Here is a 14,583-nt window from a genome sequence, read left to right as displayed (position 1 = left end):
CCGGTACCAGCTATCACCTCGCGACCGGCCGATGTTCGCCCGGGCGAGTTCCCGCTGGCCGTCGCCGCGCGCCGAGGTGACCGGTAGCCCGCTGCCGTTCGACGTGCAGCAATGGTGGACACGGCCCCTCCATAGCCAGGTCAACTAGCTGACGATTTGCTCTCATGCCCGGTCAGCCCCACGAATCCAACCCGTGAACGGCTCCGGACACGACGGTGCCCCCGGACTCGTGAATCCGGGGGCACCGTGTCGTCGGAACGGATGGGTCGTTCACCCATCGTCCGTGGGCTCAGTGCGCCAGCACCGGCTCACCCTCGGCCGGAGCCGGCACGGTGTTGGGCATCAGGATCGCTGCGACCACGGCACCGACCACGAAGATCGCGGTGGCCCACCAGAAGGTAGTGGTGTAGCTCTTGATCACCGCTTCGGCCGCCGCCAGCTGACTGGGCCCGTGATCGGACATGTAGTTCGCGGCCGCGGAGGACGCGATGGTGCTCAGCAGCGCGGTGCCGATCGAACCACCGACCTGCTGGCTGGTGTTGACCATCGCCGAGGCCACACCCGCATCCTCGTGATTCACCCCGGCGGTCGAACCTTGGAAAGCGGTCGACATGGCGCCACCGAGACCGAGACCGAGCAGGATCAGCGCCGGCAGGATGTGGGTGGCGTAGCCCGTGTCGAGCCCGATCTGCGTCAGCCACGCCATACCGATCGCCGCGATGAGGAACCCACCGGCCACGGTGACCTTCGGCCCGATCTTCGGCAGCAGCAACGGCGGCACCGTGGTCGAGGAGACGACCATGCCGGCCACCATCGGCAGGAAGGCCACGCCGGTCAGGATCGGCGAGTACTTCATGGTCAGCTGCATGTAGTAGGTGAGGAACAAGAAGATCGCGAACATGCCGATGCCCATCACGAACACCGTGATGTAGGAGGTGCCGCGGGTGCGGTCCAGCACCACGCGCAGTGGCAGCAGCGGATTGGCCGAGCGCATCTGGATGGCGACGAACACGCCGAGCAGCACCAGGCCACCGATGAGGAAGGCCAGGGTCACCCCGCTGGTCCAGCTGTGCGATTCGGCGTGCGAGAAGCCGTAGACGATGCCGAACAGGGCGACACTGACCACGACGGTGCCCGGGATGTCGAGCTTGGGGCGGTGCTCCGCGGTGTGCTTGGCCAGCAGCAGCACGGCACCGACGAGTGCCACGGCGGCGAAGATCAGGTTGACGTACATCACCCAGCGCCACGAGGCCCATTCGGTGAGAGCCCCACCGAGCAGCAGACCGAGAGCGCCACCCGCACCGGCGACGGCACCGAAGATGCCGAAGGCCTTCGCCCGCTCGGACGGTTCGGTGAAGGTCACCGTCAGCAGCGACAGCGCTGCCGGGGCGAGCAGGGCACCGAAGACACCCTGGGCGATACGTGCGGCGACCAGCATTTCGAAACCGTTGGCCGCGCCACCGACAGCCGACGCGACGGCGAAGCCGATCAGGCCGACGATGAAGGTGGTCCGGCGCCCGAAGAGGTCACTGAGGCGGCCGCCCAGCAGTAGCAGGCTGCCGAAGGCCAGCGCGTATCCGGTCACCACCCACTGGCGGTCGCCGTCGGAGAAGACGAGGTCGCGCTGGGCCTCGGGTAGTGCGATGTTCACCACGGTCGCGTCCAGCACGACCATCAGCTGGGCGACGGCGAGCACACCGAGCACCCACCAGCGCATGGCATGTGAGCCACGCCGGCCTGCCGAGCCGGACGACTGCCCAGCAGGCGGGCCCGACCGGCTCTTGTCGAGATCGATCGCGGATGTCATGAGTTTCCTTAGTCCTGCGACGGGTTGAAAGAAGATAAGCGGAGAAGGTTCCTCCGCTTGCAAGAAGAAGCTACCACGATAACGGAGACACCGCCTCCGGTTAATCCCGGAAGGAGTTACCATCGAGGTGTGAAACCCGCCACGACCGCCCCCGCACCGCGGCGCTTACGCGCCGATGCCGCCCGCAATCATCAGCGGATCCTGCGGGCCGCGCGTGAGCTGTTCGCCGAGCGCGGCCTGGAGGTCACCCTCGACGACGTCGCCGAGGCGGCCGGGGTCGGCGTCGGCACCGTCTATCGCCGTTTCTCGAACAAACAGGAACTGATCGGCGAAGTCTTCGACCAGACCGTCACCGATATGGCCGAGGCGACCGAGGCGGCCTACGCCGACCCCGACACCTGGCACGGGGTACGCCGACTGTTCGAGTGGTCCTGCGAACATATGGCGACCAACCGCGGCTTCGGCGAAGTGATGCTCGAACTGCCGGATGCCATGGAGCGATTCGCGTCGGTCCGCGACCGGATCAAGCCGATGGTGACCCGTTTGATCGACAAGGCCGTCACCGAGGGTGTGTTGCGCCCGGAGATTTCCGGGTCGGATTTCTTCGCGATGATCAACATGGTCGAGGCGATCGCCAGCTTCGCCAGGCCGGTGAACCCGCAGCTCTGGCGGCGCTACATGTGCCTCGTACTGGACGGCGCGCGGGCCGACCGGGTCCCCCGGGTACCCCTGACGGTCCCCCCTCTGAACGACGACGATGTGGACCAAGCGAAAGCTGCGGTATTCGCCTGCCGCAAAAGATAATTCGCGCTCGCCCCGGATCACCCGTCAACGGTATAGCTGAATCCCCGACATACGGAACCGACCGGCCGGGTGTGATCGGACACGTTCACCCCTGAGAGAGGCCTGGCGCACACCTCTGGCATCCCCTAAAGTTGGACGCATGACCAATTCGTGGGTGAACTGGGCCGGCGATCAACGATGCGCGCCGGCCACCTACGCCGCCCCGCGCTCGCGCGACGACATCGCCGAACTACTGACCCGGGCCGCGAGCGCGGGCCACACGGTGCGCGTCGCCGGAGCCGGCCATTCGTTCACCGACACGGTGCTCACCGACGGAACACTGCTGCAGTTGTCCGGCCTGAACCGAATCCTGCGGGTGGACCGGGACAGCGGACTGGTCCGCGTCGAGGGCGGGGCCACCCTCAACGAGCTGAGCACCGCACTGCACCCGTTGGGCCTGGCCTTCCCGAATCTCGGCGACATCGACGTGCAGTCGATCGCCGGAGCCACCGCCACCGCCACCCACGGCACCGGCGCGACATTCCAGAACATCTCCGCCGCACTGCAATCGGTGGAACTGATGCTCGCCGACGGCAGCACCGTCGAACTCGACGAAGCCACCGACCCCGACGGGTGGCGTGCCGCCCGGGTCAATCTCGGCGCCCTCGGCATCGTGACCGCCGTAACCCTGCAACTGGTGCCGTCCTTCGTACTGGAAGGCATCGAACGGCCGGTGCCGGTCGAAGAAGTTCTCCGCGATCTCGACGAATTCGTCGACGGCAACGAACATTTCGAGTTCTACATGTTCGCGCACAGCCCGCTGGCGATGACCAAGCGCAACAACAGCGTGGACGTCCCCGAACAACCCCGGGCCAAACCGGTGGACTGGTTCGCCGATATCGCCATGTCCAACCACGCCTTCGACGCACTCTGCCGGCTGACCCGGCGCCGGCCCGCAGTGATCCCCTGGGTGCACCGCGGCGCCGCCTACGCCGGCAGCTATCGCCGCCAGGTCGACCGCTCCTACCGAGTCTTCGCCTCCCCCAGGCTGTTTCGTTTCACGGAGATGGAGTACGCGATTCCGCGGGCACACGCGGCCGAAGCAATCCGGGAAATCAAGGCCGTAGGACAGCGCTTCGATTCACCGATGCCGACCGAGGTGCGGTTCGTCGCACCCGACGACGCGTTCCTGTCCCCCGCAGGCGGGCGCGACACCTGCTACATCGCCGTCCACCAGTACCGCGGCATGGACTACGAACCGTATTTCCGTGCGTGCGAAGCAGTCTTCGACCGCTACGACGGCCGCCCACACTGGGGTAAGCGGCACTTCCAGACCGCCGAGACATTGCGCGAACGGTACCCCGAATGGGATCGCTTCCAGGCAGTCCGGCAACGACTGGACCCCGGGGGACGCTTCAGCAACGACTACATCGACCGGGTACTCGGCCCCACGGGCTGAGCTGATCCGCACGGGACAGCCCCGCTGCGCCCGGCCCGTGCGGTCCTGTTTCGCCCCGGTCCTGTCGCGCGCCCGACAACGCTATTTCGCACGGGCCGTACGGCCACGGTCGGCCAACCGCAACTCCAGCGACACCGGAATGGTCTCCACCTGCAGCGCACGGCACAGCCGCCGCACCGCCTCGTCCAGGATGCGGCGCCGCAACGCGGTCAGATCGACATCGGGTTCGGCGGTGACCACCAGGGTGAGTTCGGGCGCGCGCCCCGGGCCCGACAGATTCGCCTGCGCCGAACGCACCCCCTCGTACGATTCGATCTCGGTGCGCACCGGCCGGGCCGCCACCTGCGAATCCAACACCGTCTCACCCTCATTGCCGACCGTGCCGACATGCCAGCGCATCCGGCTCGGCATCCGGACGAACTGCGCAGCCATCCACCGCAATGCCGCCAGCGCGACGACCACCGCACCCACGACCACCACCACGAATACCCACGGCTGCGGCTCCGCCGTGCCGGGCACCAGCGAATCGTCCGGATCGACCCAGCCCAGCGCGCCCGCATACGCGGCGATCACGTACGCCCCGGCCAGCATCAACACCAGTCCGAGCAGCCCGAGCAGGAACCGATTCAGCCGCGCCGGACGATTGGCAGACCTGCTCACAGTGCCTCCAGTGATCGGCGGGACACCCGCACCCGGTCGGCACAGCAAGCCGCTGCGCGATTATCACTCACAGTGCCCGGTGAAATGCGGGACACCCGCACCCGGTCGGCACAGCAAGCCGCTGCACGATTATCACTCACAGTGCCTCCTTCTCCGCCTCGGCTGGGGGTGGTTGGTGGGCGGCTCGCAGTCGGGTGCTCACCGGTGGTGCGGATTGCGGGGCGATGCGGGACAGGCGTTCGCTGACCGCGGCGTCGACGGTCTGCTCCAGATCGGCGTGGTCGGGGTGGGCAGCTCTGCCCTGCACCCGAATCTGCTTGCGGGTGCGGCGAACTCGCGCCGACTCCAGACCTGCGACCGAGACCGCCGCATCCTGCAGGGCGCCGTCGAGGCTGCGCCGGGCGATTCCCGCGTCCATCCCCTCCTCCGGGGTCAACGCCACCACCACCCGGCGTCCCGGCGCCACCGCCGCCACGAACAGCACCACCCCGATCACCGCAGCGACGATTCCCGCACCCAGTACCCAATAGCTGTGCCACGTGGTGTCGTGCAACCGCGTGGCGATGCTGTCGTAGGAGACGAACTCCTTCGAATGGGCCAGGTTCTGGATCAGCGAAACCGCCACTCCGACACAGACGACCAGCACCACCAGCGCGACGACCACCGCCGGCACGATCCGGCGCGGCCGGCGGTTCATCGCAGCCCCCGCACCGCCGCCGGGTCGACCAGTTCCGCCACATCGATATCCACGCGTGGCACCACCAGCCCGGACAGTTCATGGGTACGTCGCATCAGATGTTCGCGGCAGGCATCGGTCACCGCACCCACCGGCATCGGATATTCCACCGGGAGCCGCACTTTCAGGACCGCGGTCTCCTCGGTGACCCGTGCGGAGACTTCCGGGTCGGCGGCCACTCCGTCCACCTCACCCGCGGCCCGCGCCGCGAGCCGCCGCACCGCTCGTTCGGAAATTGTGGTGCGGCCGCGGAATTCGGCTGCCGTCGGCACCGGCGTCGCCGCCATCGTGGACGCTCCGGCACTCATTTACGGCCCCGGTCCTGCGCGGAGCGGAGCAGACCGGACAGATCGACATGCCCGTCCAGCCAGCGCCCGATCACCAGCCCCAGCGCACCGAAGATGAGCACCACCGCGAAGGCGCCGATCCCCCCGAACGCTGCCGCGAAGCCGAGGGACAGACCGAAGATCAGGCAAATGGTGGTCGCGTTCATCTCACTGCACCCGGTCGCGGGTCGGCTGCTGTTCCTCGTCCTCTTCGATGAAGACGTCGTTGACGTTGATATTCACTTCGACCACCTCGAGCCCGGTCATCTGCTCGATCGCGGTGATGACATTGCGGCGCACCGCGCGCGCCAGTTCGGCGATCGATACCCCGTACTCGACGACGAGCTCCAGATCCACGGCCGTCTGCGTTTCGCCGACCTCGACCGAAACCCCCTGTCCCACACTGGCGGAAGCGCCGGGAATCCGATCTCGGAAGGCACCGAATGCACGGGTGGCGTTACCACCGAGATTGTGCACACCGCGCACCTCCCGGGCCGCCAGTCCGGCGATCTTCTGGACCACCGCATCGGCGATGGTGGTGGTGCCCTGGTCGGTGACCAGGGAGCTGGAGGACCTGGATGCGGTGTCGCCGCCGCGGGGGCGGGCCGAAGCAGCAGAAGCCGACGAGCTCCCGGTGCCCTTCCCGGCATCGGCGGTGTCGCTGGTCTTGTCGGTTGTGCTGGTCATAACTACCTCCCGATATCTAGTGACTGTCGAATGCTTGGTTGTCGAACGCGTCCGGCTCCAGATCGGTGACCACCAGCCGCAGCCGCGCGGCCGACCATCGGGTGGAGCTCAGTACCTCGTGCACCGACTCGGCGAGACGCTCCAGCAGTGGCGGCAGCGGCAACGCCGAGGACGTGACCCGGACCTCGACGGTCTCGCTGCCCAGATCCACCGCCGAGTGCGGTCCCAACCGAGGTACCCAGCCGGGAATCTCCACACCCGCCGGGACCGCCGGATGCAGTCCCGGCACCGATTCGATCGCCGCGACCACGGCGTCGACGACGGCACCGGTCGCATCGGGCCCGGTCGGGTCGGGGCCCGACGTCATTGCGGTCCCGGCGCGATATCCAGCACGGTCACCGATACCGCATCGACGCACATCCCGGTCTGTTCCTCGACCACCCGCACCACCTCCTGCTGCACCGCCTGCCCGACCTCGCCGGCGTTGGCGCCGGCTGCGACCGACAGGTCGACCTGTACCTTCAACCATCCACCGCTGTGGCGAACGCGCACGCCCGCCGAAGGCGCGGTGTCGGTGTTGCCCCAGCGCAACCCGGTCCGGACCAGGTGGCCGAGCACACCGAGCACACCGGGCTCCAGCCGGATGACCCCGGGAACCGAGGCCGCCGCATGAGCCGCTACTGCTCCGATTACCGCATCTTCGGCGATATATTCCGTTCGCACCGGAACTGCCGAGTTCACGAGTCCTCCTGATAGACGTCGACCACGGCGATATCGAGTCGCTCGAGCCGCAGCCCGGTACGGGCCGCCGCTGCCGCGCACACCCGCTCCCGGACCAGCGGCACGACGTGTTCGACGGCCCCGTCACCGTGGCGCACCGCGAGGGCCATGGATACCGCGACGGTCCGGGCACCGTCGGCACCGGGACCGTGGTCGTCGATCGCACAGGCGCGGGCGCGGACACCGGTCACCGTGTCGGCGGCATAACGCAGGATCACCGCGACGGCGTGGTCGCTGACTTCGATCGAACCCGGATGCGGGGTCGGCAGCTCGAGCATGTTCCCGCGGCGAACCTCCGCACGCACCGCGGACATGATCCGGGCGAACATCGTCGGTGGCGGCCGGTCCGCCTCCTCGACCAGCTCCCGGGTCGCCGCCCGCACCACGAGCAGGCTCTCCCGCGCGGCCGCACAGTGCGGACATTCCGCCTCGTGCTCGTCGAGGACATCGGCCGGGGTATCCAGCCGCTCCCAGATCTCGTCTACGCTGCGCCCGCACGGCAGCAGGTACTCGCTGTCGGTTACTTCGTCGGGCGCCACGGCGTCATCACCTCCGCCAGCCGGATGCGGGCCCGCATGACGAGCCCCGCGACCGCGGCCGGGTCGATGCCGAGGACGGCCGCGGTCTCCTCGGTGGACCGTCCGTGCACCTCCCGCAACAGCCAGCCGGCCCGCTGCTCGGGGGTCAAGCGCTGCAGGGCAGAGTTCAGGACCGCCGCGGCCCGCTCGTCGGCTGCCGCCGCGGAGTCTGCTGCCGCGTCCTGTGCGGCACCCGCCGGCACGGATTCGGCGTGGCGAGTTGTCAGGCACCGCGTGATCGCGGTCCGATACAGCCACGCCGCGAAGGCATTGTCGTCGGGTAGTCGGGCGATCCGGCGCCAGACGGTGAGGAACACCTCCCGGGTGGCGTCCTCGGCGTCGACCGCGCTGCCGAGCATGCGCGACATCAGCCCGAATATCGCCCCCTGATAGCGCATCACCAACTGCTCGTAGGCCCGGACATCGCCGTCACGCGCCCTCCCGGCGAGGGTCGCATCGTCCAGCGCTGCCTCGGGTGCCGTCGCCGACTCGGTCATCGACACCTCCTCCGCTGCTCGAATCCGGTACACCGGCGGGCGGGACTTCTCGTTGGATTATGCGCGCTCGCCCGCTTCCCGGTCGCGGTCCCAGGCAGTCGTGTCCGATTCCGAGCCGGATCGCCGGTCTACTCGCCGACCACCCGCAGCGCGGGGATACTCGCCGATCGCCGATCGACCAGCCATACCTGCACCGATTGATCGACCGCGGGGCTGAGTGTCTCGATCTCCACCTCGACTTCGCCGCGCCGTGGATGCGCGAGGTGCAGTGCGCCGGAACGAAACGCGGTGACGCGATGCTCACCCCAGCGGCAGGAGAACTCCGGAATCTCCTGCAGCCGCCGGACCAGCGCGTCGAGCCCGGAGTCCTCGGGCCACTCACCCCGCGCCGCACGCAGTGCCGACACCATCATCTCCGCGGCCACCGGCCAATCGTGCCAGTACTGCGGGGCCTGCGAATGAGCGAAGAAGTAGGTGGCCAGATTGTGTTCGGCAACCTCGTCGAACAACCCGAGCGGTGCCGCGAAATCCTGCCACGCCGGATTCCAGGCCAGCACGTCCAGCCAGCGGCCGGTGACGAAGGCCGGGGTCGGGTGCATGGCGTCCAGCACCGCCTGCACGGTATCGGTGACCTGCTCACGCGCCTGCCCGGAGGACGGGCATTCGCGCGCCTGTTCCGCTCCGATCGCGAGCCGGCCGAAATGGTGGCGTTCGACCTCGGTGAGACGCAACGCCTCCGCCAGCGCGCCCAGTACCGCCATGGACGGATTGGTGTCGCGGCCCTGTTCCAGGCGTGCGAGGTAGTCCACACTGACCCCGGCCAGCGCCGCAACCTCCTCGCGTCGCAGCCCCGGGGTACGTCGGCGCCGGCCGACGGGCAACCCGACTTCCTCGGGTTGCAGTCGCGCCCGCCGGGCGATGAGAAATTCGCCAAATTCCGACCGTGCCACGCCACCATCCTGTCGCTTCCGGGGCTTGTCAGCCACGCCCTGCCAGTACCAGGATAACCACGGTGTGGCTAAGCGGACCACGGTCCGGAACTGTGGATGCCATGACGACTTCCGAGCAGACTTCCCTCGCAACCGGCGCCTGGGCGCTGGATACCGCCCACTCGTCGGTCAACTTCACCGTGCGCCACCTGGGCATCTCCAAGGTCCGCGGCCGGTTCAACAGCTTCGAGACCAGCTTCGTGGTCGACGCTGCGGGTGCCGCGGTCATCGAGGCCACCATCCATCTCGACTCGTTCGACACCGGTAACTCCCAGCGCGACGAGCACGTCCGCAGCGCCGAGTTGCTGAATGTGCAGGACCGGCCCACCCTGCACTTCAAGGCCCTCGAGCCGGTGCGCGTCGCCGCGGACTTCGAGATCACCGGCGAGGTCACTCTCGGTGGCGTCACCAAGCCGGTCACCCTCGATGTCGAATGGGGCGGCGTACAGCCGTTCCAGGACGGCTCCCGCCATGCCGGATTCAGCGCTACCGGCAGCATCAAGCGCAGCGAATTCGACGTCGCGCCGGCACTGCCGACCGCCATGCTCAGCGACAAGATCGCGATCGAACTGGATATCCAGCTCGTCGAGCCCCAGTCCTGAGTTTCCGATCAGTACCCGATGCCGGTCCGCTCCCCGGACCGGCATTCGCATATCTCCGGCCGCCCCTGTCCGTTCCGGCGGTACCTCTCGAGCGCGAAGCGGCCGGGCCTCAGGGCAGCAGACCCGCACGTCGCGCCCAGACCACCGCCTCGTGGCGGGTGTGCGCACCGAGTTTCGTCATCGCGCTCCGCAGGTAGCTCTTCACCGTTTCCGGTCGTAGCGACAGCCGCCGTGCCACCTCGCTGTTGGTACAGCCCAGCGCCACGTAGGACAGCACGTCCAGTTCCCGAGGCGCCAGTGCGGGCGCCGGCTCGGAGCCGGGCTCACCGGTTTCCGCGCCGCCCATCATCTGCACCAGCGTGTCCGACACCGCCCGCAACCGCTGCCGAGCCTCGCCGTCGGCCAGTGTCTGCGCGATCCCGCGGACCTCTGCGTGCAGGTCACGAAGCTGTTCTGTGACAGACGAATCCGGTTGTGCGGCTGCCGCATCCGGTGTGCTCGCGGTGCGCAGCGCCAGGCGGCGATCCACTTCGTCGCGCACCGCCAGTTCCTCCGCCAAGCGCCGCCCGGCCCGCAACACCAGATCACCGACCCGGTCACCGATGACCCCCGGATCCCGGCTGGCCACGTAGAGCACCGCGCGCGAGGCACCGGCGACCACCACCGGCACGCCGACGACCGCGCGCAACCCTTCCATCGACACCGGACCGTCGTAGTGATGTGTGATGGTGACCGCGGCGCGATAGTCGGCCACCGAGGTCGGGCGCCGACTCGCGACCGCGGCGCCACCCACCCCCGAGGTGGGCGACACCAGCAGCCCGCGCATCGCGACCGTGCGGGTTCCGAAGAACTCACTCAGCGTCAGCAGGCCGCCGCGCACCTCACCACCGAATACCACCGGCATCCCCGACTCGGCCGCGACCTGCCGCAACTGTGCCCGCAACGCATCGACGTCGCGGGGGCGGAGCAGATCTGCGGCTGTCATCGCGGTACCCCTTTCCGGGGGTGGTGTGGATGAAAGTGTGACGTGAATCCTATAGGCGTGAGTACCAGTACGAGCCGGGTCCGGCCGGCCAGTTATGCACACGGAACAAGCGACGTGCCGCTGCTGGGCGACACGATCGGGGCGAACCTCGATCGCACAGTGGCACGCCATGGTGAACGCGACGCACTCGTCGACCGGGGTAGCGGCGTGCGCTGGAGCTATCGCGAATTCGCCGCTGAGGTCGACGCGGTCGCACTGGGATTGCTCGATGCGGGAATCAGCACCGGCGACCGGGTCGGAATCTGGTCACCCAATCGTGCCGAATGGATTCTGACCCAATTCGCGACGGCCAAGATCGGCGCCGTACTGGTGAATATCAACCCGGCATACCGCAGCGAGGAACTGCGCTATGTACTCACCCAGGCCGGTATCCGGATGCTGATCGCGGCCCGGGAATTCAAGACGTCGAACTACGCCGAGATCATCGAGCGGGTCCGGCCCGAGTGCCCGGGACTGGAGCAGGTACTGCTGTTCGACACCGAGGCCTGGGACGCGCTGGTGCGCACCGGCCGCACCGGCGATGCCGACCGGCTGGCCGCGATCGGGGCCGGGCTGTCCGCCGACGATCCGATCAATATCCAATACACCTCGGGCACAACCGGTTTCCCCAAGGGCGCCACACTGTCGCACCACAATATCCTCAACAACGGATACTTCGTCGGCGAGCTGTGCGGGTACACCGAAGCCGACCGGATCTGTATTCCGGTGCCGTTCTACCACTGCTTCGGGATGGTCATGGGTAATCTCGCCGCCACCAGCCACGGCGCCGCGATGATCGTGCCGGCACCGGCCTTCGATCCACGGGCGACCCTGGCGGCGGTGGCCGAGGAGCGGTGCACCTCGCTCTACGGCGTACCGACCATGTTCATCGCCGAACTGGCCGAGCCGGATTTCGACAGCTACGACCTGTCCAGTCTGCGCACCGGCATCATGGCCGGATCCCCCTGTCCGGTCGAGGTGATGAAGCAGGTGATCGAGCGGATGGGCATGACCGAGGTATCGATCTGCTACGGCATGACCGAAACGTCGCCGGTCTCGACCCAGACTCGGCGGGAGGACACCATCGTCCAGCGCACCGCCACCGTCGGCCGGGTGGGCCCGCATGTCGAGATCAAGATCGTCGATCCCGGCACGGGGCTCACGGTGCCGCGCGGCGAACCCGGCGAACTGTGCACCCGGGGCTACTCGGTGATGCTCGGTTACTGGAACGATCCGGAACGGACCTCGGAGGCGATCGACACGGCCCGGTGGATGCACACCGGCGATCTGGCCACCATGGACGACGACGGATACGTCGCGATCACCGGCCGTATCAAGGACATGGTGATCCGCGGCGGCGAGAACATCTACCCGCGCGAGATCGAGGAATTCCTCTACACCCATCCCGATATCCTGGACGCGCAGGTGGTGGGCATCCCCGACCCCAGGTACGGCGAGGAACTGGTGGCGTGGATCCGGATGCGCGAGGGCGCACCGGAATTGGACAACGACGCGGTGGCACAGTTCTGCGCCGGGCGACTGGCCCACTACAAGGTGCCGCGCTACGTGCACATTGTCGAAGAATTTCCGATGACCGTCACCGGCAAGGTGCGCAAGATAGATATCCGCTCCGCCTCGATACGCCTGTTCGGCATGCCCGAGCGTGAGCAGAACCGGACAGGAGAGCGGGCATGACATCCAATACCGAGCGTTACCGCGCGGCACGCGACCGGCTCGTCGAGCTCGCCACCGACTACGACACCGCAGTGCGTACCTTCGAATGGCCCCGACTGACCGGTGAATTCAATTGGGCTGTCGACTGGTTCGACGTCATCGCCCGAGGCAACGACCGCACGGCGCTGTGGATCGTCGAGGAGGACGGCAGCGAGCTACGGGTGAGTTTCGACGAAATGGCCCGGCGCTCGGACCGGGTCGCGACCTGGCTGGCCGAGATCGGTGTGCGCCGTGGCGACCGGGTGATCCTCATGCTCGGTAACCAGGTCGAGCTCTGGGAGTCGATGCTGGCGGTCGCGAAACTGGGTGCGGTCGTCATGCCGACCACGGCAGCGCTGGGCGCCGCCGACCTGACCGACCGGATCGCCAGGGGCGCAGTAGGTTTCGTGATAACCAACGCCCCGGACACGGCGAAGTTCGCGGAGGTGCCCGGCGAGTACCGTCGCATCGCGGTCGGCGGCCCGGTCGAGGACTGGTACGACTACGCCGATGCGGACGCGGTCGAATCCGCCGGCCCGTTTCCCGCCGTGACCCGGGTCGACGACGAGCTGCTGGTGTACTTCACCTCCGGCACCACGAGCAAGCCGAAAATGGTGCAGCACAACCAGATCAGCTATCCCGTCGGACATCTGAGCACCATGTACTGGATCGGAGTGCGCCCCGGCGACGTCCACCTGGCGATCAGCGCCCCGGGCTGGGCGAAACACGCGTGGAGCTGTTTCTTCGCGCCGTGGATCGCGGAGGCGACCATCTTCGTCTACAACTACGGTCGATTCGACGCCGCCGCGCTGCTCGCACAGCTGCACCGAGCCGAGGTGGCGACCTTCTGCGCGCCGCCGACAGTGTGGCGGATGCTCATCCAAGCCGATCTCGGCGATCGTCCCCCCGCCCTGCGCGAGATCCTCGGCGCGGGCGAGCCGCTCAACCCGGATGTGATCGCGCAGGTGGAACGCGCCTGGGGCCTGACCATCCGGGACGGTTTCGGCCAGACCGAGACCACCCTGCAGATCGCGAACACCCCAGGTCAGCCGGTCAAGGCGGGTTCGATGGGCCGCCCGATGCCGGGCGTGCCGGTGGTACTGGTGGATCCCGTCACCGGCACACCCGCCGACGAGGGCGAGATCTGCCTGGAACTGAGCGCGCATCCGGTGAATCTGATGAGCGGCTACCTGCAGGACCCGAAGCGGAATGCAGCGGTGATGTCCGGTGGCTATTACCACACCGGAGATGTGGCGGCCCGCGACGAAGACGGATACATCACCTACATCGGACGCACCGACGATGTGTTCAAGTCCTCCGACTACAAGGTTTCGCCGTTCGAGCTCGAGAGCGTTCTGATCGAGCATCCGGCTGTCGTCGAGGCCGCTGTGGTGCCGCAGCCCGACGACACCCGCCTCGCGGTGCCGAAGGCATATGTGGCGCTGGCCGCCGGCTGGCATCCCGACGACACGACCGCCACAGCCATCCTCGAATACGCCCGGGATCATCTCGCGCCGTATCTGCGGGTGCGCCGGATCGAGTTCGCCGACCTCCCGAAAACGATCTCCGGCAAGATCCGCCGAGTCGAGCTGCGCCGGCAGGAGGAGGACGCTCATGCCGCCGGGTCTGTCCGGACCGGCGAGTTCCGCTACGAAGACCTGTTCGACAGAACTGCCGGACAGTGATCGCTGCGGTATTGCGACGGGATTGCCGGAGGCGAACCGGGGTACTCCCGATATGGAATCGACAGCCACAACCACCAGCGGGCACGCCGGACGATAAGTCGTGTTTTCACCAGTTCCGATGAAACACTGGACCGCAACGCAGTCTCGACTACAACCTTGCGCCCCAAGGCCTTGCGTACCGCAAGAGTTTGAAAATGGCACATTTGCCGCGACATGGCGCGTTCGGCGCTGGCCCAGGAGTGACAGGGTGACAAGAC

General features: G+C 67.6%; 17 protein-coding genes. 5 read left to right on the top strand and 12 right to left on the bottom strand.

All coding sequences use genetic code 11. The annotated features are described in order from the left end of the window. Positions 1-289: 289 nt before the first annotated feature. Complete coding sequence (locus NV2_RS08765; protein ID WP_067871048.1) at positions 290-1,807, bottom strand: DHA2 family efflux MFS transporter permease subunit; 1,518 nt, start codon at positions 1,805-1,807, stop codon at positions 290-292. A gap of 129 nt (positions 1,808-1,936) precedes the next feature. Between NV2_RS08765 and NV2_RS08760 the strand changes: the two genes are divergently transcribed. Together NV2_RS08760 and NV2_RS08755 are read left to right on the top strand one after the other, a co-directional pair. After that, entirely contained in the window at positions 1,937-2,611 is a 675-nt protein-coding gene (locus tag NV2_RS08760; RefSeq protein WP_067871047.1) for a TetR/AcrR family transcriptional regulator, read from the top strand. A gap of 139 nt (positions 2,612-2,750) precedes the next feature. Next, complete coding sequence (locus NV2_RS08755; protein WP_067871046.1) at positions 2,751-4,049, top strand: D-arabinono-1,4-lactone oxidase; 1,299 nt, start codon at positions 2,751-2,753, stop codon at positions 4,047-4,049. An 81-nt stretch (positions 4,050-4,130) separates the two neighbouring features. Here NV2_RS08755 and NV2_RS08750 read toward each other — a convergent pair whose 3' ends face one another. From NV2_RS08750 to NV2_RS08705, 10 genes are all read right to left on the bottom strand, one after another. Further along, on the bottom strand, positions 4,131-4,709 hold the full coding sequence (locus NV2_RS08750) for an Asp23/Gls24 family envelope stress response protein (RefSeq protein ID WP_067871045.1): 579 nt from the start codon (positions 4,707-4,709) through the stop codon (positions 4,131-4,133). A gap of 136 nt (positions 4,710-4,845) precedes the next feature. Then, positions 4,846-5,406 carry a DUF6286 domain-containing protein gene (locus NV2_RS08745; RefSeq protein WP_067871044.1) on the bottom strand — a complete coding sequence of 187 codons (561 nt, stop codon included), beginning with the start codon at positions 5,404-5,406 and terminating at the stop codon, positions 4,846-4,848. Continuing rightward, complete coding sequence (locus NV2_RS08740; protein ID WP_084474187.1) at positions 5,403-5,753, bottom strand: hypothetical protein; 351 nt, start codon at positions 5,751-5,753, stop codon at positions 5,403-5,405. Before NV2_RS08740 ends, NV2_RS08745 begins: the two co-directional genes overlap by 4 nt. Continuing rightward, entirely contained in the window at positions 5,750-5,938 is a 189-nt protein-coding gene (locus NV2_RS08735; protein ID WP_067871043.1) for a hypothetical protein, read from the bottom strand. Before NV2_RS08735 ends, NV2_RS08740 begins: the two co-directional genes overlap by 4 nt. Before the next feature lies 1 nt (position 5,939). Further along, entirely contained in the window at positions 5,940-6,458 is a 519-nt protein-coding gene (locus tag NV2_RS08730; RefSeq protein WP_067871042.1) for an Asp23/Gls24 family envelope stress response protein, read from the bottom strand. 16 nt (positions 6,459-6,474) lie between these two features. Beyond that, a complete protein-coding gene (locus tag NV2_RS08725; protein WP_067871041.1) occupies positions 6,475-6,825 on the bottom strand; it encodes a hypothetical protein in 351 nt (116 codons plus the stop codon). Further along, a complete protein-coding gene (locus tag NV2_RS08720) occupies positions 6,822-7,199 on the bottom strand; it encodes an Asp23/Gls24 family envelope stress response protein (RefSeq protein ID WP_067871040.1) in 378 nt (125 codons plus the stop codon). Before NV2_RS08720 ends, NV2_RS08725 begins: the two co-directional genes overlap by 4 nt. Beyond that, a complete protein-coding gene (locus NV2_RS08715; protein ID WP_067871039.1) occupies positions 7,196-7,777 on the bottom strand; it encodes an Asp23/Gls24 family envelope stress response protein in 582 nt (193 codons plus the stop codon). Before NV2_RS08715 ends, NV2_RS08720 begins: the two co-directional genes overlap by 4 nt. Then, positions 7,759-8,313 (bottom strand): RNA polymerase sigma factor, encoded by a 555-nt coding sequence (locus NV2_RS08710; protein WP_067871198.1) that lies wholly within the window; start codon positions 8,311-8,313, stop codon positions 7,759-7,761. Before NV2_RS08710 ends, NV2_RS08715 begins: the two co-directional genes overlap by 19 nt. A 128-nt stretch (positions 8,314-8,441) precedes the next feature. Then, positions 8,442-9,263, bottom strand: coding sequence for a helix-turn-helix domain-containing protein (locus tag NV2_RS08705; protein ID WP_067871038.1), 822 nt, complete (start codon positions 9,261-9,263; stop codon positions 8,442-8,444). Between the two features lie 101 nt (positions 9,264-9,364). Between NV2_RS08705 and NV2_RS08700 the strand changes: the two genes are divergently transcribed. Next, the gene (locus tag NV2_RS08700; RefSeq protein WP_067871037.1) at positions 9,365-9,904 is read left to right on the top strand and encodes a YceI family protein; all 540 of its coding nucleotides are present in this window, start codon (positions 9,365-9,367) and stop codon (positions 9,902-9,904) included. Between the two features lie 109 nt (positions 9,905-10,013). Here NV2_RS08700 and NV2_RS08695 read toward each other — a convergent pair whose 3' ends face one another. After that, positions 10,014-10,889, bottom strand: coding sequence for a helix-turn-helix transcriptional regulator (locus NV2_RS08695; RefSeq protein WP_067871036.1), 876 nt, complete (start codon positions 10,887-10,889; stop codon positions 10,014-10,016). Between the two features lie 57 nt (positions 10,890-10,946). Between NV2_RS08695 and NV2_RS08690 the strand changes: the two genes are divergently transcribed. Beyond that, complete coding sequence (locus NV2_RS08690; protein WP_067871035.1) at positions 10,947-12,623, top strand: AMP-binding protein; 1,677 nt, start codon at positions 10,947-10,949, stop codon at positions 12,621-12,623. Next, complete coding sequence (locus tag NV2_RS08685) at positions 12,620-14,326, top strand: AMP-binding protein (protein WP_067871034.1); 1,707 nt, start codon at positions 12,620-12,622, stop codon at positions 14,324-14,326. Before NV2_RS08690 ends, NV2_RS08685 begins: the two co-directional genes overlap by 4 nt. Positions 14,327-14,583: the final 257 nt, after the last annotated feature.

It is taken from the genome of Nocardia vermiculata NBRC 100427, assembly GCF_001613265.1.
Taxonomy (GTDB): Bacteria; Actinomycetota; Actinomycetes; order Mycobacteriales; family Mycobacteriaceae; genus Nocardia; species Nocardia vermiculata.
This window is presented reverse-complemented; position numbering and strand designations above follow the sequence as displayed.